The sequence below is a fragment of the Pseudomonas sp. W5-01 genome (genome assembly GCF_046540435.1).
Classification (GTDB): Bacteria; Pseudomonadota; Gammaproteobacteria; order Pseudomonadales; family Pseudomonadaceae; genus Aquipseudomonas; species Aquipseudomonas graminis_B.
This window is the reverse complement of record NZ_JAXCIP010000002.1, coordinates 93,062-113,875: the sequence shown is the minus strand read 5'-3', so window position 1 is coordinate 113,875 and position 20,814 is coordinate 93,062. Positions and strand designations below refer to the sequence as shown.

At 60.2% G+C, this 20,814-nt stretch carries 19 protein-coding genes; 5 read left to right on the top strand and 14 right to left on the bottom strand.

Going from position 1 to position 20,814, the window contains the following annotated elements:
* Positions 1-92: 92 nt before the first annotated feature.
* The 7 genes from SLW75_RS05900 to SLW75_RS05870 form a co-directional block, all read right to left on the bottom strand.
* Positions 93-1,682, bottom strand: coding sequence for a flagellar hook-associated protein 3 (locus tag SLW75_RS05900; RefSeq protein WP_065987271.1), 1,590 nt, complete (start codon positions 1,680-1,682; stop codon positions 93-95).
* 13 nt (positions 1,683-1,695) lie between these two features.
* The gene (gene flgK, locus SLW75_RS05895; RefSeq protein WP_410933883.1) at positions 1,696-3,738 is read right to left on the bottom strand and encodes a flagellar hook-associated protein FlgK; all 2,043 of its coding nucleotides are present in this window, start codon (positions 3,736-3,738) and stop codon (positions 1,696-1,698) included.
* Positions 3,739-3,748: 10 nt separating this feature from the next.
* Complete coding sequence (gene flgJ / locus SLW75_RS05890; RefSeq protein WP_410933882.1) at positions 3,749-5,056, bottom strand: flagellar assembly peptidoglycan hydrolase FlgJ; 1,308 nt, start codon at positions 5,054-5,056, stop codon at positions 3,749-3,751.
* 12 nt (positions 5,057-5,068) lie between these two features.
* A complete protein-coding gene (locus SLW75_RS05885) occupies positions 5,069-6,178 on the bottom strand; it encodes a flagellar basal body P-ring protein FlgI (RefSeq protein ID WP_410933881.1) in 1,110 nt (369 codons plus the stop codon).
* 13 nt (positions 6,179-6,191) lie between these two features.
* Positions 6,192-6,905 (bottom strand): flagellar basal body L-ring protein FlgH, encoded by a 714-nt coding sequence (gene flgH / locus SLW75_RS05880; RefSeq protein ID WP_065987267.1) that lies wholly within the window; start codon positions 6,903-6,905, stop codon positions 6,192-6,194.
* A 97-nt stretch (positions 6,906-7,002) separates the two neighbouring features.
* The gene (gene flgG, locus SLW75_RS05875) at positions 7,003-7,791 is read right to left on the bottom strand and encodes a flagellar basal-body rod protein FlgG (RefSeq protein ID WP_065987266.1); all 789 of its coding nucleotides are present in this window, start codon (positions 7,789-7,791) and stop codon (positions 7,003-7,005) included.
* A gap of 47 nt (positions 7,792-7,838) precedes the next feature.
* Positions 7,839-8,579 carry a flagellar basal body rod protein FlgF gene (locus SLW75_RS05870; protein WP_065987265.1) on the bottom strand — a complete coding sequence of 247 codons (741 nt, stop codon included), beginning with the start codon at positions 8,577-8,579 and terminating at the stop codon, positions 7,839-7,841.
* A gap of 271 nt (positions 8,580-8,850) precedes the next feature.
* On the opposite strand from SLW75_RS05870, the gene SLW75_RS05865 reads away from it, so the two are divergent.
* Positions 8,851-9,030 carry a hypothetical protein gene (locus tag SLW75_RS05865; RefSeq protein ID WP_065987264.1) on the top strand — a complete coding sequence of 60 codons (180 nt, stop codon included), beginning with the start codon at positions 8,851-8,853 and terminating at the stop codon, positions 9,028-9,030.
* Between the two features lie 372 nt (positions 9,031-9,402).
* Here SLW75_RS05865 and SLW75_RS05860 read toward each other — a convergent pair whose 3' ends face one another.
* From SLW75_RS05860 to SLW75_RS05830, 7 genes are all read right to left on the bottom strand, one after another.
* On the bottom strand, positions 9,403-11,139 hold the full coding sequence (locus SLW75_RS05860) for a flagellar hook protein FlgE (protein ID WP_410928764.1): 1,737 nt from the start codon (positions 11,137-11,139) through the stop codon (positions 9,403-9,405).
* 255 nt (positions 11,140-11,394) lie between these two features.
* A complete protein-coding gene (gene flgE / locus SLW75_RS05855) occupies positions 11,395-12,729 on the bottom strand; it encodes a flagellar hook protein FlgE (protein WP_065987262.1) in 1,335 nt (444 codons plus the stop codon).
* A 28-nt stretch (positions 12,730-12,757) separates the two neighbouring features.
* On the bottom strand, positions 12,758-13,483 hold the full coding sequence (locus tag SLW75_RS05850; RefSeq protein ID WP_065987261.1) for a flagellar hook assembly protein FlgD: 726 nt from the start codon (positions 13,481-13,483) through the stop codon (positions 12,758-12,760).
* Positions 13,484-13,498: 15 nt separating this feature from the next.
* Positions 13,499-13,942: a flagellar basal body rod protein FlgC gene (gene flgC / locus SLW75_RS05845; protein ID WP_065987260.1), complete on the bottom strand. Its 444-nt coding sequence runs from the start codon at positions 13,940-13,942 to the stop codon at positions 13,499-13,501.
* Positions 13,943-13,945: 3 nt separating this feature from the next.
* Complete coding sequence (flgB, locus tag SLW75_RS05840) at positions 13,946-14,353, bottom strand: flagellar basal body rod protein FlgB (protein ID WP_065987259.1); 408 nt, start codon at positions 14,351-14,353, stop codon at positions 13,946-13,948.
* 1,851 nt (positions 14,354-16,204) lie between these two features.
* Positions 16,205-17,032 carry a protein-glutamate O-methyltransferase CheR gene (gene cheR / locus SLW75_RS05835; protein WP_065987257.1) on the bottom strand — a complete coding sequence of 276 codons (828 nt, stop codon included), beginning with the start codon at positions 17,030-17,032 and terminating at the stop codon, positions 16,205-16,207.
* 44 nt (positions 17,033-17,076) lie between these two features.
* Positions 17,077-18,009 (bottom strand): chemotaxis protein CheV, encoded by a 933-nt coding sequence (locus tag SLW75_RS05830; RefSeq protein WP_065987256.1) that lies wholly within the window; start codon positions 18,007-18,009, stop codon positions 17,077-17,079.
* Between the two features lie 73 nt (positions 18,010-18,082).
* Between SLW75_RS05830 and flgA the strand changes: the two genes are divergently transcribed.
* The 4 genes from flgA to SLW75_RS05810 all read left to right on the top strand — a co-directional run bounded on the left by flgA (position 18,083) and on the right by SLW75_RS05810 (position 20,673).
* Positions 18,083-18,844 carry a flagellar basal body P-ring formation chaperone FlgA gene (gene flgA / locus SLW75_RS05825; RefSeq protein WP_192130015.1) on the top strand — a complete coding sequence of 254 codons (762 nt, stop codon included), beginning with the start codon at positions 18,083-18,085 and terminating at the stop codon, positions 18,842-18,844.
* Positions 18,845-19,014: 170 nt separating this feature from the next.
* A complete protein-coding gene (flgM, locus tag SLW75_RS05820; protein WP_065987255.1) occupies positions 19,015-19,332 on the top strand; it encodes a flagellar biosynthesis anti-sigma factor FlgM in 318 nt (105 codons plus the stop codon).
* 50 nt (positions 19,333-19,382) lie between these two features.
* Entirely contained in the window at positions 19,383-19,850 is a 468-nt protein-coding gene (locus tag SLW75_RS05815; RefSeq protein ID WP_065987254.1) for a flagella synthesis protein FlgN, read from the top strand.
* A gap of 82 nt (positions 19,851-19,932) precedes the next feature.
* Positions 19,933-20,673, top strand: a complete 741-nt coding sequence (locus tag SLW75_RS05810; protein WP_141695117.1) for a flagellar brake protein — start codon at positions 19,933-19,935, stop codon at positions 20,671-20,673.
* The last annotated feature ends 141 nt before the right edge of the window (positions 20,674-20,814 follow it).

Sequence of the window (20,814 nt, the reverse complement as noted above, 5' to 3'; positions counted from 1 at the left end):
CCGGGGAGAGGATCGGCATAACCGCTGACAATACGGTTGACGCTCAACGGTGGCGACACCTGTTGGTCAGGTGTCGCGCGCCGCTGGGCCGATTACAGCTTGCTGAACAGGTTCAGCGCGGACAGTTGGGTGAACACCAGCTGCGAGGCTTGCAGCATGGTTTTCTGCAGGGTCAGACGGGCGATGGCATCGACCGGGTCGGACGCGGTGATCGTGCCCGATTCGGTGGTGCCGTTGTCGATCATGGTCTGGTTGGTCACGCTCTGATCGGTCGCGGTCTTGGCCCGGGCACCGCCTTCGCTGGTGGCATTGATGATCTGCTCGGCCGCACTTTTCAGGTTGCCGATGGTGGAGGTCATCGTGGCCTGCAGTTTCTGCTGGGCAATCGGGTCGCCATCGACCTTGCCGTTGAGCGCCGTGATGACCTTGGACAAGGTGTTCAGCACGTTCTGGCTTTGCTGGGTCGAAGACTGCGCGGTGAACTGGTCACCTGCCGCCATCGCCGGCGGCGTGCCGCTGAAGGTGAACGTCACGCCGGAGGCCGTCGCCGTGTTACCGCTCAGCGTGCCGGTGGACACCGCTTTGCTGGTCGCCGGGTCATAGGGCGCTGCGTACAGATTGAAGTTGGTGGCATCCGTGAAGCGCACGACAGCGCCGCCCGACGGGAAGGTTTTGTCGAACGCGGCCTGATCGGTCACCACCGAGCTGGTGATCACATCGGTCGAGGTGTTCGCCGGCAGACGCGAAGTGCTCACGGTGCTGGGGGAAACACCCAGCTGGAAGGTGTGGTCCTTGACGGCCGCGTCGGCGGCGCTGGTGCTTGCGTACTGATCTTTGGTCAGGTTGATGTTCAGGTTCAGTTCCAGGCCCCGGAAGGTGATGGCCTGGTTCGCCGAATTGGTGGACGCAAACTTGCCCGCAGCCGACGCCTCACCTGTCACATCCTGGTTGTTCTTGTCCAGGATGGTATAGGCCGTGCTGCTGGTGAAGGAGATCTTGTAAGGCTGACCGGCGGTGAAACTGGTGTCGTAGGTGGCGGCATTGCTGACGCTGCCGCCGGACAACGAGATCACGCCGTCATCCGCGCCAGCGACCAGGGTCGTTGAGGTGCGCGTGGTGTTGGTCGCTTGTTCGAATGCATCCCAGCCGGTGGTGTTGCTGGCCATGGAGATGCCGGTGCCAACGGCCAGCAGGTTGCGCGTCTGGTCGCCCTGATAGCTGTAGGTGCCGTCGGAGCTGACGGCGTATGGCGCGGTGGTGCCCTTGGACCCGGAGAACAGGTAGGTGCCGTCGGCGTCCTGGCTGTTCATCAGGCCAAGAATCTGCCCCTGCAACTCCTTGAGCTCGGAGGCGTTGGCCTGGCGGTCCTTGTCGGTGAACGAGGTGTTCGCCGCGCCCAGTACCAGCTCTTGCGCGCGCTGAATCGCCGAGGTGATCGACGTCAAGGCCGTCTCGGTCTGCACGACGGTGGTATTGATCGTGTCGATGTTGGATTTGTACTGATTGAGCATCGTGCCCTGCTGCTGCAACTGCAGCACACGGCCCGCGCCGACCGGATCATCGCCGGCCGTGTTGAGCTTGACCTGGCTGGCCACTTCGTCACCGGTTTTGGTGACGTTGGCGTAACTGCGCGAGTAGTTCGTGGCGCTGGTTTCGTAAAACTGGGTCGTTGAGATACGCATGGATTACGATTCCTTAAAGACTGTTGATCAGCGTGCTGAAAATGGCTTGAGCGGCTTTGATGATCTGCGACGAAGCGGTGTAGTACTGCTGATACTTGACCAGGTTGGCGGCTTCTTCATCCAGCGAAACACCGGAAACGCTGTCGCGCGCACTCTTGGCCTGGGTAAGGACGGCGGTGGTGGCCGTCGAATCATTCTTGCCCTGCGCCGCCTTGCTGCCGACGGTGGTAATCATGTTGGCGTTGGCGCCGCTCAGGCTCATACCCGTGCCATTGCCGGCTGCGCTGTCGAGGGTCTGTTTGGTCTGCAGGGTACCGACCGAGGTCGCGTTGCGGTTGTCCAGAGACCCGGCGCCAGTCATGGCGATGCTGTAGGTGTCGCCACTGTTGGCCGAGCCGGCGAGGGTCATGCCGAACTTGAACGACTGCGCGGTGCCCGACGAGTCGGTGTAACCCACTTCCAGACTGATGTCGTTGGACTGGCCTGGAACAATTGAACCCTTGATCGCATTACCAGATTTGTCTTTGACCGCCGCGCCCTGTGCATCGACCAGCGAATAGCTCTGAGCACCATTGGTGACATCGCCCATGAGCAAACGCATCGGCGTCGAGGCCGTCAGCGCGTTTCGCAGATCGGCCGTCGCGGTCGGGTTGTAGATGTCGGCCTGGGTCGACAAGACAGGCTGGGTGAACGTGCCCGAGCCTTTGCTCACGATGGAGCTGCCGGTCAGCGGACTGGCAGAGGCGATGGCTTTCGGGTCGGTCATCACCACCTTGATACCGTCGGCACCGGTCTTGGTCGGGCTGATCTTGAAGCTGTCACCCTCGGTGGAGGTGCCATTGAATTTCAGCGAGAAGCCGTCGATGACCGGCGCAGTGGTGGCGCTGGTGTTGTACGAACCCATGTCCCTGCCGTCCGGCAGCCGCTTGACGCTGTACTGGCCGCTGGCATCGGTGAAGGTCACCTGATAATCGTTGGTCTGCAGCGCGCCGCTGTTGGCAATGGACACCGCGAAGTTGCCCGAAGACTGATCGTTGGTCGTGTTGGCAAGGCTGCGCTGGCTGGTCAGGCTCGGGTCATTGACGCTGGCGAACAGGTTGGTGCCGAATTTGCCGTTGGCGTCGACACCCTGGTTGAGCTGGCTGTTGATCTGGTCGGAAGCGACCACCGCCAGACGGCCCAGCTCGCTGGCGGCCGGCTGCAGCACGTCGCTGCGATAACGCAGCAACCCGCCAAGCGAGCCACCGGTTACCACACTGGAGACATCAACTTCGTTGTTCTGATATTTCAGTTTTAGCGCATAAACGCTGGGGTCGCTGTCACTGGGCACGGCGCTCAGGGTATTGGCGGTGGTGCCGGTGACCAGCGGCTGGCCGGTGCCGATGTACACGTCATAGCTGCCGTTGTTTTCAACGACCTTGGCGCCGACCAGTTCATTGAGCTGACGTACCGCCTCGGTCCGCGAATCGAGCAGCGTGTTGGGCTGACCGCCGGAAGCCTGGGTCTCGGTGATCTGCTTGTTGAGGACGGCAATGGACGACGCCAGTGCATTCACCTGCCCTGTTGCCGTGGTCAGCTGGGTATTGATGCTGGCGTTCTGGTCCTTCATCTGCGCCGAGATGGTGTTGAACTGACCGGCCAACGCCGATGCACTGGTCAGAAATGTCGTGCGCGCAGCCGTGTCAGTCGGCCCGGACGCCAGAGCGCTCAGGTCAGTGAAGAACTTCGCCAGCACGGTGCTCACGCCGGTCGAGCTGTCGGACAGCATCGAGTCGAGCTTGCTGGCCTGGCTCAGGTACGCGGTGGCGTCGGCGTTGAGCGATGTGCTGGTCTGCAATTGGTTATCGAGGTAGCCGTTGTAGATGCGGCGCACGTCGGACAACGTCGTACCGGTGCCGATGAAACCGACGCCGATGTTCTGCTGAGCCCCGGCGGCGGTCATCACTTGCTGACGCGAGTAGCCCTGCGTGTCGACGTTGGCAGTGTTGTTGCCGATCGTCGTCAATGCTGCGCTGCTGGCGGTGAGTCCCGAAAGCCCGATTGAGATCAGTGACATGGTTCAAACCTTATAAAGTCGTGGAAGAGCCCGAGGCGGATGCGTAGGTCTGGTAACTCTTCATCTGTTTCGCTATCTGAGAAATCTTGCTGGCATAAGACGGGTCGGTTGCGTAGCCGGCCTTCTGCAGCTCTTTCACAAACTGTTCCGGGTTATCGGCGGATTTCAGGGTTTCTTGATAGCGATTGTTGTTCTGCAGGAAGCTCACCAGGTCGTGGAAGCTGCTGGCGTACGAGTCGTAGGCGCGGAAGTCCGCGGTTTCCTTGACCATCTGGCCGTCGCGGAACTCGCTGGTGATGGCGCGGGCTTCCGGCCCTTTCCAGCCGCCCTGGGCCTTGATGCCGAACAGGTTGTGGCTGCTGCCGCCATCGGACTGACGCATGATCGATTTGCCCCAGCCGGTTTCCAGCGCCGCCTGGGCCACCAGCACGCTCGGATCGACACCGATGCGCGCAGCGGCGTCCTTGGCCAGCGGCATCATCGTGGCGACGAAGTCATCACGGTTGGCGAATGCACTCTTGCCCGGCGCGAGCGGCGTCTGCACGCGGCTGCGCACATAAGCGTCGGCGTCGGCGGCGTACTGCGGCCCGACCGTCCAGTCGCCATTTTCCTTGGAACCTGCGCTTTTCGCGGCGGCCACGGCATTGGAGACGGCAATGCGGTTCTTCAGTGTGGTAGCGCTGGTGCTCGCGTCCTGGGCGGCGGCGGTGGCGGTGTTCGGGACGATGCCGGCCATGATGCGGTCGCTGAGTTTGCTCGGCAGCGAAAGGCGACGGGAATTGAGCGCCGCCACGTCGCTATGCACGGTACCGTCGCCGGCCTCCGGCGCGGTCACCGAACGGGTGGCCCACAGCGGACGCTGGGCAATGCGTGTGGCCAGGCCGGCCTGTGCAGGCGCGTCGGCTTTGCCGTCGACCTTCGCCTCCGTTTTGCCGCCGGCGACAAGCCCGGTGTTGGCCGGGGCGATTTCGGCGCCTTTGTTTTTCGACAGCTGACGCATGAGCACGTCCTGCAGACCAATACCGCCACCCTCGCGCGACATGCTCACCGACAGTTGCTGGTCGTACATGTCCTGATACTGCCGCGTCGCCGCGGTGTTCATCGGGTTGTCCTTGGCCAGCACTTCGTTGGCCGAACGCATGGCCTTGAGCATCTGGCTGACGAACAGCGACTCGAATTCCTGCGCGACTTTCTTGAGGTTGCCCTCGCTGTCGCGATCACCGGTTTTCATGGCAGTCAGACGGTTGAGGTCGGTATACGCCCCTGAATCACCTGAACCTGCCTTTGAGACAGTCGTACCGCCGCTTGGAATGCTCATTCAGTCTGCCTCTTAAATCACGATCAGGTCGGCTTGCAACGCGCCAGCCTGTTTCAGTGCTTCGAGAATCGCCATCAAGTCGCCTGGCGCTGCGCCCACCTGGTTAACCGCGCGGACAATTTCATCCAGCGTGGTGCCCGGACCGAACTTGAACATCGGGTGCATTTCCTGCTGGGCGTTGATCTTCGAGCGCGGGACCACAGCGGTCTGGCCGTTGGAGAACGCGCCCGGCTGGCTGACCACCGGATCTTCAGTGATGGTCACGGTCAGGCTGCCGTGGGTGACGGCTGCCGGCGAGACCTTGACGTTCTGGCCGATAACGATGGTGCCGGTCCGCGAGTTGATGATGACTTTGGCGGAGGTCTGGCCCGGATCGATTTCCAGGTTTTCCAGCACCGACAGGTAATCAACACGCTGGTTGGGGTCCAGCGGCGCGGTCACCCGCACAGAGCCGCCGTCCAGCGCTTGAGCGACGCCAGGGCCGAGCATGTCGTTGATCTTGTCGACGATGCGCTTGGCGGTGGTGAAGTCGTTGCGATTGAGGTTCAGGGTCAGCGAGTTGCCCTGGTTGAAGCCACTCGGCACGGCACGTTCAACCGATGCGCCGCCCGGGATACGGCCGGAAGACGGAACGTTGACGGTGATCTTCGAACCGTCGCGGCCTTCGGCATCAAAGCCGCCGACCACCAGGTTGCCCTGGGCCACGGCATAGACGTTGCCGTCGATACCCTTCATCGGGGTCATCAACAGGGCACCGCCGCGCAGGCTTTTCGAGTTACCGATGGACGACACGGTGATGTCGATCTGCTGGCCCGGCTTGGCGAACGGCGGCAGGTCGGCGTACACGGCCACGGCCGCGACGTTTTTCAGCTGCACGGTGCCGGAACCCGCCGGCACCTTGATGCCGAACTGCGAGAGCATGTTGTTGAAGGTCTGCAGGGTGAACGGCGTCTGGGTGGTCTGGTCACCCGTGCCGTTGAGCCCCACCACCAGACCGTAACCGATCAACTGGTTGGTCCGTACGCCGGAAATGCTGGCGATGTCCTTCAGGCGCTCGGCGTGGGCGCCCAGTGCGGTGGTGAACAGCAGCGCTGCCGCTATCAGTTGCTTGAACGTGATCATGGCTATCCCGCTATCAGAAAGGGAACAACGGGCTGAGGAAGAATCGGTCGAACCAGCCTGGCTGACTGGAATCGGCAAACGCGCCTGTACCGGAATAAGTGATGCGTGCATCGGCGATACGGGTCGACGACACGGTGTTGTCGGTGGCGATGTCGTCGGCGCGAATCAGGCCGGCGATGCGCACCAGTTCGTCACCGGTGTTCAGGGTCATCCACTTCTCGCCGCGCACCAGCAAAATGCCGTTAGGCATGACGTCAGCCACGGTCACGGTGATCGAGCCGGTCAGGCTGTTGCTCTGCGCGGCCTTGCCGTCGCCCTTGGTGGCGCGGTCGCCGGTGTAGCCGGCGTCCAGGCTGAGATTGCCGCCACCGACCGGGTTGTTGGTGCTGACGCCAGCGCCAAACAGCGAGGTCAGGCCAAGGCTGGTTTTACTGGTCTTGCTGATCCCGGAGCTGGCGGCTTTGCTGGCGGCCATCTTCTCGGAGAGCGTGATGGTGATGATGTCGCCGACGCGATAAGCCTTGCGATCGCCATACAGGTTTTGCTCGAAACCGGCCTGATAAATCGATCCGTTGCTGGCCGCTGAAGGCAGCGGCGTGCGCGGCAACACCGGCGCGTAATAAGGGTCATTGGGTTTGGCCGCAGGCGCAACGCAGCCGGTCAGCAGCGCGATACCGCACACAGGAGCTGCCAACAGGGAAAGCCGCAATACAGAGAGCCGTTTCATGACACTTAAAACCTCGCGGTGTAGCAGGCGTTTTTCAGGCGCCCCTCGTAATTGATCAGGTGTTTCACAGCAGGACATCAGGCGTTTCAAGAGCGGCTTACAGGTTCTGGGTCACGTACTGGAGCATCGAGTCAGCGGTCGAGATCACTTTGGAGTTCATCTCGTAGGCACGCTGGGTGGTGATCATGTTCACCAGTTCTTCGACGGTGCTGACGTTGGAGTTTTCCAGTGTGTTCTGCTTGACCACGCCCAGACCGTTGAGACCCGGAGTACCGACCTGCGGAGCGCCGCTGGAAGCGGTTTCCAGGTACAGGTTGCCGCCCTGGGATTGCAGGCCGGCCGGGTTGATGAAGTCGGCGGTCTGCACGTTGCCGATGATCTGTGGGGTCGCGGTGTTGGCCGAGGTGGTGATCGACACGGTGCCGTCTTCGCCAACGGTGAAGGTCTGCGAGTCTTGCGGCACGACGATCGCCGGCTCCAGCGCGTAGCCGTTGGCGGTCACGATCTGGCCGTTGCTGTCCAGGTGAAACGTACCGTCGCGGGTGTACGCCAAGGTGCCGTCAGGCTGACGGATCTGGAAGAAACCGCGGCCGTTGACCGCCATGTCCAGCGGCTGGTTGGTGGTCTGCAGGCTGCCGGCGGTGAAGTTTTTCTGGGTGCCGACGATGCGCACACCGGTACCCAGTTGCAGGCCCGATGGCAGCTCGCTGTCCTGAGTGGACTGGGCGCCTGGCTGACGCTTGATCTGGTAGAGCAAGTCCTGGAATTCCGCGCGGTCGCTTTTGAAACCGGTGGTCGAAACGTTGGCCAGGTTGTTGGAAATGGTCGTCAGGTTGGTGTCCTGGGCGGCCAGACCGGTTTTAGCAACATAGAGTGCCGGAAGCATGTTTGAATCTCCTCGAGCGCCTGTTTATCGGCGCAAGCTGTCAGTCATTAGCCCATTTGCAAGACGCGAGCCATCGACTCGTCATCCTGCTCGGCGGTCTTCATCATCTTGATGTGCAGTTCGAATTGGCGGGACAGCGCCAGCACCGAAGTCATCTCGTCAACGGCGTTGACGTTGCTGGCCTGCAGAAACCCGGATTCGACCTGCACGTCGGCATCGGCCTGGGCCGGTCTGCCGCTTTTGGTGTGCATCAGACCGTCGGGACCTTTTTCCATGGTGGTCTGGTCGCCCTTGACCAGCTTGATGCGGTCAATCTGGGCCATGACCTGCGGGCTCTCACCCAGCGAACGAACGCTGATGGTGCCGTCGGCGCCGATCTCGATCTGCTGCTGCGGAGGCACGGCAATCGGCCCGCTGTTGCCCATGACCGGCAAACCATTGCCATCACGCAACACGCCGAGGGCGTCGATGTTCATGCTGGAGGTGCGGGTGTAGGCTTCACCGCCGTCGGCTGTCTGCACCGCCATCCAGCCATTGCCTTTGACGGCGACGTCCAGATCACGACCGGTGTCGACCATCGCGCCCTGGCTGAAGTCGGTCCCGGGACGTTCGCTCATGGCGTACGCCCGGGACGGGTTGACCTCGCCGAACACGGGCATTGAGCGCGCCTGCTCGAGGTCGCGCTGAAACCCGTTGGTCGAAACGTTCGCCAGGTTGTTGGCATGGGCCTTTTGGGCGATGGCGTTTTCCGACGCTCCGCTCATGGCCACGTATAGCAACTTGTCCACAGTCTTCCTCCTCCGACAGACGCTTGCCGCCTGTAGCTGTACTGAACAGGTCATAGCAATAATCGAACCAGTTTTTCAGCGGTGATACAAAGCGTTGATTCTTCAATGATTCCGGCCGGATTTGGCGGACTGGGATCCGGTTTGAGCCGCTGCGCGACAGCGGACCGCCGGTTTCCTGCAAATCGACGGCAGCGAGCGCCAGAAAACTCTCCATGGGGTGCGAAACTTGCAGCGTTTTGTGAATTCGCTTCAGTCGCTACGGAAAACTGTTATGGGTCTGCGCACCGCCCTGCTCCTTACATTGATTGCCTGCTCGTTTGCCGCCTGGGCGGCGCCGGCACCTTATTTCCTCTGGCAGGGCGCCCACCGCACGGTCTGCGCCCAGACCAGCCCCGGCGAAGGCTGGACCCGGATCAGCGCCGCATATGTGAAGTCGGATTGCTCGATTTGAGTTGTTTCGTTTGGACCGTGACGGACTGATCGTCTGACACGCCGCCTTCCCGGCTAAAGCCGGTCCTACGTTAGCGTTCACACCCAATCTCACTGATTGCGCACAGCTTTTGTAGGACCGGCTTCAGCCGGGAAGAGGCCGGCTGGGCTGCCGGGATTGATTGTGGGAGTGAGCTTGCTCGCGAAGGCGGTTTGTCTGTGATGAATCAACCGTCCGACACGCCGCCTTCCCGGCTAAAGCCGGTCCTACGTTCGCGTTCACACCCAATCCCACTGACTGCGCACAGCTTTTGTAGGACCGGCTTCAGCCGGGAAGAGGCCGGTGAGGCTGCCGAGGTTCATTCCCGCATCGCGATTTTCGGCGGGCGCGTAATCAAGTCGCGCGTATCAACGTCTGCATCAGTTCCGCCTCCGTCGACAGGGTTTTCGAGTTCGCCTGATACGCCGTCTGCGCCTGGATCAGCTCGACCAGCTCATTGGTCAACGTGACATTGGAGCCCTCCAGCGAGTGCCCGATGACACTGCCCAAGGTGCCGACACCCGGCATGTCGTAATTGGCCACGCCAGAGGCCAGGGTTTCGACCCAGCGCGTGTCGCTCACCGGCTGCAGCCCCTGGTTGTTGGCGAAGCTGGCGAGCATGACCTGACCGACGTTGCGGTGCAGGCCATTGCTGAAGCCGATCATCAGCATGCCGCTCTTGTCGATCGTCAGCTGGTTCGCCTGCCCTGCCGTGTGGCCATCGATCACGATGTTGCTGCTGCCGGTGGCGGCGTTGTGCTGACTGATCTTGTTGAAGTCCATGACAATTCCGTCGGCATTTCCCACGGCGCCATTCGCGCCCCAACGCCCGCCCGGTTTGTTGCCGTCCAGCGGTTTGGCCGGCACCCAGCCTTCGAGGGTCAGGGTGTTGTTGGCGGCGGTCAGCCATTGACTGCCGATCAGCGATTGCAGCGAGCCGCCGGAGTCGAACAGCATGCTCGCCGTCGAGGGCGCCGTGCTGGTCGGGTCCTGCGGGTTGCGCCCGTCAATCAGCGTATGCATCTTCCAGCTGTTGCTGCCGTCTTTGACAAAATACTGGGTCATTTCGTGGCGCATGCCGAGGCTGTCGAACACGCCATAGGTGGACGCCTTGGTGTAGGTGGTGATGTCCGCAGGATTGAAGGTCGGCACGGGCCGCGGCATGAGCGGATCGGCCGGGTCGAGCACCGGCAGGCCGCCGTCCAGCAACGGCAGTGAGATCGGTCCTGGAGACGGCGCGGGGCTGGCGGTCCAACTGCCGTTGACGTTCACCGCCGGGCGCCATGTCTGCAGGGACAACTCGGTGTCGGAAATCATCTTCACCGCCGCCGTCGGGCCGGTGAGCGAAAGCCTCCCCGCCGCAGACACCTGCAAACCGATCTCCAGAGGCGCGGTGCTGGTGGGGTCCAGCGGATTGACGCCGTCGACGAGAATGTACGACGTCCAGTTGTCGTCTTCAGTCTTGACGAAGTACTGCTTGAGCTCGTGATCCGTTGGCGGAACGCCGGCATCCTGAATCAGCCGTCCCGTTACCCGCGTGTAGGTAGTCGGGTCGCCAGGGTCGAAGCGCGGAATGGCGCCAAGTGACGCCGACGCCGCGTTCAGGTTGAGGGTCTGCTCCATCTTGCCCGTGGCCTTGGGCGACATGTCGGCCGCGTCGATCTTCAGATCCGTACGAACGCCGCTGATCACCTCCCCGGCGTCTGTCACCCCGTAGCCTTGCAAGCGGCTGCCGTGGGCGTCGACGACAAAATTCTGCGCATCCTTGATGAACGCCCCGGACCGGCCGTAACTGATGGAACCGGCGTCACTCATGACAAAAAAACCGCTGCCCTGAATGCGCATGTCGAGCGCCCTGCCCTCGCTGGTGATGACCCCGCCGGGCGCAAAATTCTGCGAAACGTTGGCCACTTGCACCCCATCCCCCGAGGCCGTGCGGCTGCCGCCGAGCATAGAGGAGGAATAGACCGCCGAGAACTCGGCGCGAGAGGATTTAAAACCGGAGGTGTGGACGTTGGCGATGTTGTTGCCGGCCACTTCCATGCGCTTGTGCGCTGCGTGCAAACCTGAAACCGCTGTGTTGAATGACATGAACACTCCCTGAGTCGTTGTTCAACGACACGCTCGTCGATGCATCGAGATCGCGGGCAAAGGAATGCAATCGAACGGGCCGCATAAACGGCGCCGCTCAATGGCATTTATTTGTCAGCGAACTTGATTCTCGCAAAGACGAAAGTAGGAAGTTTCCAGTTGTAGAGTGGGATGGCTCTCGATATTTCCGTCAAAAAAAACCATAAAAAAAGCCCCTCAGAGAGGGGCTTCGTTGACCGTGTCCAGCGACCGTTATCAGGTCATCTGAATGATGGTCTGCATGATGGTGCTCTGGGTCGAAATGGTCTTGGCGTTTGCCTGGTAGTTGCTTTGCGCCTTGATCAGGTTGACCAGCTCACCGGTCAGGTCGACGTTGGATTCTTCCAGCGCCTGCCCGGTCAAGTAACCCAGCGTACCCGACTGTGGAGCGCCCGTGACCGGGATGCCCGACGAAGCCGATTCGCGCCAGTTGGTGCCGCCCGCCGGGGACAGGCCCTGAACGTTGGCGAAGTTGGTCAGCGACACCTGACCGATCACCTTGGACTGACCGTTGGTGTAGGTCGCGAACATGTTGCCGGTGGCGTCGATGTTCATGGCCGTGATCTGGCCGGTGGCGTAACCGTCCTGGGTCTTGCTGATCGCACCCGACACGGCGTTGGTCTGGGTGGTCGCCAGCATGTTGAGCTTGATCCCGCCCGCGTTCGCGGCCGCACCATTGCTCGCCCAGGTGGTGGTGCTGCCAACAGTTGTCTTGGCGGCCGGCACCCAGTTGTTGATGGAGAAAACACCGTCCGTACCAATGCTCACGTTGGGCGAGTTGGTGGTGTCCGGACTGCCGGTACCGCTGGTGATCAAGCCACCCGACGAATCGAAGGTCACTGCGGTCGCGTCAGCGGTAGTGGACGTTGGATCGTTGATGCTGCGGCCATCGACCAGGCTGTACATGGTCCAGGTATTGGTGCCCGTCTTCGCGAAATACTGGTCGAGGGTGTGCTGGTTACCCTGACTGTCATACATCGGCGTGCTGTAGGTCGTGGTGTAGCTGCTGGTGTCCGACGGCGAAAATGTCGACACCGTCGGCACGGTCGACGAGGAGTTGAGGTTGGAGGCGACGGTGATCAAACTGGTGCTTTTCGGCGCCAGGTTCGACGAATCGACGCGCAGGTTGCTCAGCACGCCCGTGGCGACATTGCCCTGACCGTCGACGCTGTAGCCCTGCAGATTGTTGCCCGATTCGTTGACGATGTAGCCATCGGAATCGGTGTGAAATGCACCGGCGCGGGTGTAGAGCTTCTCGCCGTTGTTGCTCATCATGAAGAAGCCGTTGCCGTTGATCGCCAGGTCCAGGCTGCGACCGGTCCCGGTGTTCAGCGTGCCCTGGGTGAACTGCTGAGAAACGGCGGCGGTGGTGACGCCACTGCCGGTGTTGGTGCTACCGGAGGTGCCGCGAATCGATTGGGCGTACTGGTCAGCAAACTCCGCACGGGAAGATTTGAAACCGGTGGTCGCGACGTTGGCAATGTTGTTGCCGGTGACGTCCAGACTTTTGTTTGCGGCGTAGAGCCCACTAAGACCAACATTGAAAGACATGATTAACTCCTGCGCCGTCTAGTCGGCTCTAAATTCCGATTTGCTTGATTTTTGCCAGTGCCACCTGGGTGCCGCCGGCGAGGTTCAACGTCATGTCAGAGCCCGTTGTGCCCATGGTCACGCTGTTCACTGTCGCCGGCAGATAGGTGCTCAGCTGAGTGGCGGTGCCGTTGAGGCTGCCGTTGGCGACGAAACTGTAATTGCCCGCTGCCACCGCTGCGCCGCTGTCATCCGTGCCATCCCAGCTAAAGGAGGTGGTACCGGACGCTTGAGTGCCCAGGTCGATGGTGCGCACGACGTTGGTACCGGTGCTGTCGTAGACCTTCACCGTGGTGTCGGTGCTGGACGATGGCAGCACCACCGAACCTGTCATCGCCTTGCTGGTGTCGACGTAAGTAGAACCGGCGTCCACGGTCACCGAGCGGCCAACCAGGGACGAGGCCTGCAACGCCTGGGACGACTGATACATGGTGCTGATCGAGTCGACCGAGGTGCTCAGGTTCTGCATGGTTTCCAGGCTGCTGAACTGAGCCAGCTGGGCCACGAACTCGCTGTTGTCCTGGGGATCGAGCGGGTTCTGGTTCTGCATTTGCGTCACGAGCAATTGCAGGAATGAATCCTTACCCAGGGAACTTGAGCCGGTGAGGCTGCTGGTGTCGGTGCTGGATTTGGTGCTAGTGCCTGTGGTCCCGGGGGTCGTGCTTTGCAGCCCTTTTAGGAACGTCGAGGTAGCGTCTGTGCTTGAGACCGTCATGGATTTCGCCCTTTATCACTGACCCAGGGTCAGGACCTTCTGCATCATTGTTTTCGCGGTGTTCATGATTTCCGCGTTGGTCTGGAACGAACGACTGGCCGAGATCATGTCGGCCATCTCGTTGACGACGTTGACGTTCGGGTAATAGACGTAGCCGTTTTTGTCAGCCGAGGGGTGGTTTGGCTCGTAACGTGCTTCGAGGTTTGAGGCGTCTTCGATGATGCCGGAAACCTGTACGCCGGTCCCGGCCTGGCCCTGGTCTTCGAACAGCGAGGCGCTGCCGCCGGATTCCTGACCCTGGAAGACCGTGGCGAACACCGGATGGCGGGCGCGGTAGGTCTTGTCCATGCTGGAGGACACGGTTTCGGCGTTGGCGATGTTGCTGGCCACGGTGTTGAGACGAGTGTTCTGGGCACTCATGCCGCTACCGGCAATATTGAAAACACTGGACAGGGACATGGATTACTCTCCGCGCAGGGCTGCAACGAGCCCTTTGAATTTGCTGTTGAGCAAGGTGAAGCTGGCCTGAAAACCGATGGCGTTTTCGGCGTAGTTGGCATTTTCGACTTGGGAGTCGACGGTGTTCTGATCCAGCGACGGCTGCGACGGGGTGCGGTAGAGCAGGCTGGCTTCGCCATCGCTCATGCCTTCGGCTTCGATGTGACGGCTGTTGGTCATGTCGAGGGCGAAGTGGCCGTTTTTGCTTTTGTCGCTTTCGGCGGCCAGGACTTTGGAGAAGTCGAGGTCACGGGCCTTGTAGTTGGGGGTGTCGGCGTTGGTGATGTTGTTGGCCAGCACTTCAGCACGCTGGGCGCGGAAGTTGAGCGCTTTTTCGTGGATGCCGAGGGCGTTTTCAAAACTGATGCTCATGTCGGGACCTTTGAGGGCTGACCAGATGTACGTGCAGGAGTTATAGCAAGGTGCGTGCCACTTGCTGAAAGTGCCGTTTTTAGCGGGCTGCAGGGGTGTTGGTGTTGGGGGATGACAGAAAAGCGGCAAGGGATTTCCGCTCGATGGGAGGAAAGCGGCAAGGGCGGTGCCGTTTTTTTGCCGTTGCCGACGCTACCGCTTTCAAAAGCCGGAGTCGGCGTCTGCATTGTGTACATCCCTCGCTACTCGGCGACGCTGATGTTTTGGGCTCGGCCTAACGGCCTCGGTTTCGCCTTCGGCGAGTTACTTGGAAAAGCACCCCAAGTAACCAAGGGTGCTTGCTCCTGGCTTGGCCCTTCGTTCCTCAGGGTTCCCTCACTCCGACGACGCTCCGTGGGCCCGCGCCGAACGGGCATCCATGCCCTGACGGCGCTCTCGCGGCATCCATGCCGCTCGGCCCACTGCGCGTCGTCTGCGTTCAGCCTGCACCCAAGTCGCGTTCTGCGGTGTTTGAGCTTTTTGCGTACGAAGATCAACAGCTTCCCGGCTGAAGCCGGTCCTACTAATACACCGCGTGCAGTCAGTGATGATCGTTCCCACGCTCCGCGTGGGAATGCCGCTCCGGACGCTCCGCGTCCCGCAGACGACGCACATTCAGGCCGTGGAAGTGACGCAAAGCGTCACGGGATGCATACCCACGCGGAGCGTGGGAACGATCAGATATCTCTGACACGGCGCGCACGTCGTAGGACCGGCTTTAGCCGGGAAGCTGTTGATCTGTTTTAAAGCGCTTTTGATCTTCTTACACAAAAGGCTCAAACACCGCAAAACGCGACTTGGGTGCAGGCTGAACGCAGGTCTCGCGCAGTGGGCCGAGCCGCAGGGATGCGGCGAGAGCGCCGTCAGGACATGGATGTCCGTTCGGCGCGGGCCCACGGAGCGAGACCGGAGTGAGGGTATTCCGACGGAGGAGGAACCCAACCAGGAGCAAGCACCCTTGGTTACTTGGGGATGGTGCGACTTTCGACTTTTCCAAGTAACTCGCCGAAGGCGAAATATCTGCCGTGAGGCAGATGCTCTTGACCTTGGCGTAATAAGCCGCACCGCGCACTCGGGGACAGATTGATTTACGGTGAAGCGCTGTAAATAAATCAGTCCCCTTAAAAATGAAGCGCTGTAAATAAATCAGTCCCCTTAAAAATGAAGATCAAAGGCTTCCCGGCTGAAGCCGGTCCTACTAACACACCGCGTGCAGTCAGTGATGATCGTTCCCACGCTCCGCGTGGGAATGCCGCTCCGGACGCTCCGCGTCCCGCAGACGACGCACATTCAGGCCGTGGAAGTGACGCAGAGCGTCACGGGATGCATACCCACGCGGAGCGTGGGAACGATCAGATATCTCTGACACGGCGCGCACGTCGTAGGACCGGCTTCAGCCGGGAAGCCTTTGATCTGCTTCTGATCTGCTTCTGATCTGCTTCTGATCTGCTTTTGATCTTGATCTTCATACGCAAAAGGCTCAAACACCGCAAAACGCGACTTGGGTGCAGGCTGAACGGAGGTTTCGCGCAGTGGGCCGAGCCGCATGGATGCGGCGAGAGCGCCGTCAGGACATGGATGTCCGTTCGGCGCGGGCCCACGGAGCGGGACCGGAGTGAGGGCACTCCGACGAAGGAGGAGCCCAACCAGGAGCAAGCACCCTTGGTTACTTGGGGATGGTGCGACTTTCGACTTTTCCAAGTAACTCGCCGAAGGCGAAATATCTGCCGTTAGGCAGATGACCTACAGCGCCAACACAAAACAAAAAACCCCGCCTAAGCGGGGTTCTCATCAAATCAAAAGCGCAGCCAATCACTTGGCCTGATAAATAATGCCGGGACTGCACTGCACCATCTGATAGTGATCCGGCAACCCGTTCAACGCCTCAGACGCCCCAAGGAACAAATACCCCCCCGGCTTCAACGTCGAATGAATCCGCAACAGAATGTCCTTCTTCACATCCGCCGAAAAATAAATCAGCACGTTCCGACAGAACACGATATCGAACTTGCCCAACGCCGCATAACTGTCCAACAAATTGAACGAACGGAACTCCACACGGCTCTTGATCGGCGCCTTCACCGTCCAGCGCCCTGGCGTCTTCTGATCGAAAAAACGCTGCAGACGGTCCGGCGACAAACCCCGGCCGATGGCCAGACTGTCGTACTCACCCGTCTTGCAATTGTTCAACATCAAACCCGACAAATCCGTCGCCACAATCTGCACACCCGACTTCAACTGCCCCGGGTTACTGCGCTCGAACTCATCGATAGACATCGACAGCGAATACGGTTCCTGCCCCGAAGAACAGGCCGCCGACCAGATGCGCAAACGCTGGTTGGGGCTGGCCTTCATCGCCTCCGGCAAGACCTTGTTCTTCAGCACCTCGAAGGGGTACGTATCGCGAAACCACAACGTCTCGTTGGTCGTCATCGCATCGACCACCTGCTCGCGCAAGCCACTGCGCGGCTGGGTCTGGATACGCTGGATCAGCTCGCCCAACGACTTGATGGACTGCTGCTCCATCAACTTGTTGAGGCGGCTGGAGACCAGATACTGTTTATTTTCACCCAGCAAAATGCCACAGGCTTTTTCCAGGAATACCCGGAACTGATCAAAATCCAAATTACCTGTAGACATGCCGCCCCTCAAATCATGTGAACAGCAAGGAGGAAAATCCCTCCTCAGCTGATATCCGCCGCCTTGATACGATCCACTACCCTCGCCGCCAGATCATCCGGCCGGAACTTGGCCAGGAAATCATCAGCGCCGACCTTCTTGACCATCGCCTGGTTGAACACGCCCGACAGCGAGGTGTGCAACACGATATGCAGCTTCTGCATGCGCGGGTCGCTGCGAATCTCCGCAGTGAGGGTATAGCCATCCATCTCCGGCATTTCAATGTCGGAAATCATCATCAGGAATTCTTCTTCGGGCTTTTTGCCCTCTTCCACCAGTTTGCGCAGGTAATCGAGTGCCTGACGACCGTCATTCAACGCCGTGACTTCCACGCCGACGGTTTGCAGGCAACGCGTCACCTGTTTGCGCGCCACGGAAGAATCATCGACCGTCAACACGCGCAAGGACAACGCCTTGTGCTGCACCTCCGCCGTGACCACGCCGACCGAGATGTTCTCGGAGACCGGCGCCACTTCGGCGAGGATCTTCTCGACGTCGATGATCTCCACCAACTGATTGTCGAGACGCGTCACCGCCGTGAGGTAGTGATCGCGGCCCGTGCCCTTGGGTGGCGGATGAATGTCTTCCCAGTTCATGTTGACGATGCGTTCCACCGCATGCACCAGGAAGCCCTGAATCTTGGTGTTGTACTCCGTGATGATCACGAATGAATTGGCAATGTCAGACAGCGGCTTGCCGCCGGTCGCCAATGCCAGATCGAGGATCGGGATGGTCCCGCCACGAATGTTTGCCACTCCGCGCACAATCGGACTGGATTTGGGCATGTGGGTAAGTTTCGGGCACTGAAGCACCTCTTTTACCTTGAACACGTTGATCCCATACAACTGCTTGCCGTCCAACCGGAACAGCAACAGTTCAAGGCGGTTCTGCCCTACCAGTTGAGTGCGCTGGTTTACTGAATCCATCACACCAGCCATGCACCACTCCTCCCAAAACGACCAATTGCGCTACCGGATCGGTAAGCGGCACGGGCCTTGCTATTTACTCATCATGAACACACAAACGACAGTATCCCGACGCCCGGCACCCGCAACCCGCAGCTTTCTCTGCGTGCTGGTCGCGCTGTGTCTGTTGTGTGCTGCCAGCCTGAGCCGCGCAGACAACATGACCCTGCCTGAAACACTTATCGGCGTGACCCAGGGCTTTCTTGAATTCACAGTTGAAGACTACATGTCGACCAACCAAACCGCCGGCCGCTACGAGATCGAAGTCAAGCAACTGGATCCGCGTCTGCGTATGCCGCTGTGTGACAAGGATTTGACAGCATCACTGGAAAGCCCGGCCCAGCCCATCGGCCGCGTCACCGTGAAGATACGCTGCGAAGGCACCTCGCCGTGGACGGTGTTCGTGCCGGCCCAGGTCCATCTTTACCGCAATGTGGTCACGGCCGTGCGGCCAATGAAGCGCGACGCGATCGTGACTGAAAACGATGTGGCGCTGCGCGAACGTGACGTGAGCCTGCTGGGGCAAGGCTTCCTGGATTCAGTCGATCAGGCAGTCGGGCAGAAAGTTGTCCGACCAACGGTCATCGACCAGATCCTGACGCCCGTCCATCTCGACCAACCGCAAATGGTCCACAAGGGCGATCAGGTCGTCATCAGCGCGCGCAGCGGCTCAATGAGCGTGCGCATGCCGGGCGAGGCGTTGTCCGACGGCGGTTTCAACGAGCAAATACGGGTGAAGAACCTCAATTCGCAACGGGTGATCAAGGCCAACATCGTTGCGCCCGGGCAAGTTGAGGTTGCTATGTAACTCACATGTGAAGGTAAGACCTCTGGCGCTGCGCTTGCGCTTTTCCTACACTCGGAACCCCAGTGCTCCGCGCGACGTCCATTCGAGACTGTTTTCGCGCGAGCCCTAAAGTTATTCCGGGTATGGCCGAAACCAAGGCAAGCGTCCTAGAACCCAGAGGTTTTTCAATCATGGTCATCGACTTCAATCGTTTGAATAGCTCCACTCCCGTTGGCGGTACAACACGTACTGCCAGCACCAAGGAAGCCAGCAAAACCGAAGCTACGGCAGCGGTCAGCGGCACCTCGAGCGTGCCCGGCAGTGGTGAGGCAGTACATTTGAGCAGCGAAGCTCAACAGTTGCAGAAGATCAGTGATTCGTTGCGTGATCAGCCTGTCGTCAACAGCGCCCGTGTGGCTGAGTTGAAGCAGGCGGTCGCCGACGGCAGCTATAAGGTCGACAGCAATCGTGTTGCTAGCAAACTGCTTAACTTCGAAGCCCAGCGCTAGCCCCAGGTCTGCGCGAGGGGCTTCTGGACGCTTAAACACCAGGGCATGCGATGCAAGACACTACATTGCTTCAACTGATCACGGACGACATTGCGCCAACCCGGCATCTGCTGGACATCCTGAAGGCCGAGTCAGTGGCGCTTCACGGGCGCAATATGGTCGAGATGGAACACATCCTGGCGCAGAAACAGGCGCTGGTGATCGTGCTCGAGCAGCATGGACGCCGACGTACCCAGCTGATGACCAGCCTGGGTCTGCCCGCCAATCGTGCGGGACTCGAAGAAGTGGCCAAACATTCGTCAGTGGGTGAAGCCCTGTTAACCGCAGGTGATGAACTCAGCACACTGATGAGTGAATGCCAGGCCGCCAACGAACAGAACGGCAGCCTTATCCAGCTCCAGCAACTCACCACGGCACAGCAGTTGAGGATTCTCAACGGCGGCGATACCCCGACGCTGTATGACAGCCGCGGTTCGACGTCGGGCAAGGCCAGGCCACGTCCGCTCAGCCAGGCGTAAGTTCTTGTATCAAGGTGCGCACCGTGATGGCAATATGCCGCACGCTGAACGCTGCCGTTATTTGCCTGGAGATGGATAGACCGTGAATGCCTCAAGCGCGGAAGATGTTCCGCAGCCCCCGAAGGTACTGACCACCCCGTTGGAAATCGCCGCCAATCTGCGGCTGCTGATGGAAAGTCATGACCCGTTGATCATCACGTTTCACGAGCGCACCCAGCGGTTTCAGAGCTACGTGATCGACGTCAATCGCGACACCAACGAGATGATTTTCGACGAGATGATCCCCCGTGACGGTGAGCGTTTCCTCGCCAGCGGTGAGCCCTTCCGGGTAGAAGGCTTTCACGACGGCGTGCGCATCGCCTGGGAAAGCAAAGACCAACTGACCGTCATTGCAGAGCCGCGCAGCTATCGCGGGCCTCTGCCTCAAGAAGTCGTTTATCACCAGCGCCGCAACGCGTTCCGCGCGGCGCTCAAGCTCGCGTCCCTGATCGATGTCGAGATCGGTGGCGACCGGCTTAAATTCCCGTTGCGCGGCAAGCTGCTGGATGTCTCTGCCACCGGCTGCAAGCTACGGTTTGAAGGCGATGTCTCGGAGCGCATGCAGTTGGGTCAGGTCTATGAGCGGTTCATCGCTTCCCTGCCCTTCGGCAACATGACCACCCCGGTGGAACTGCGCCATCTGCACTTCGAAGAAAGAATCAACACTACATTCGCCGGTGTGCGCTTTCACAACATGAGTGGATTGGTGCAGCGCCAGGTCGAGCGTTTTGTGTATCAACTGCAACGCGAAGCGCGACGCTTCGACAAAGACGACGATTTCTGATCGTTGGTGGTGACCCGGCTGGCGCGTTTCATGGCGCGCTGGCGGGTGGCTTGATCAGCCACTATCGCTTACCCAAGGCGCACATCAAACAGCGTTCTTCTCTTCAATCGCCCCACAACTCCCCTCCCGCTCCCGCCTCCG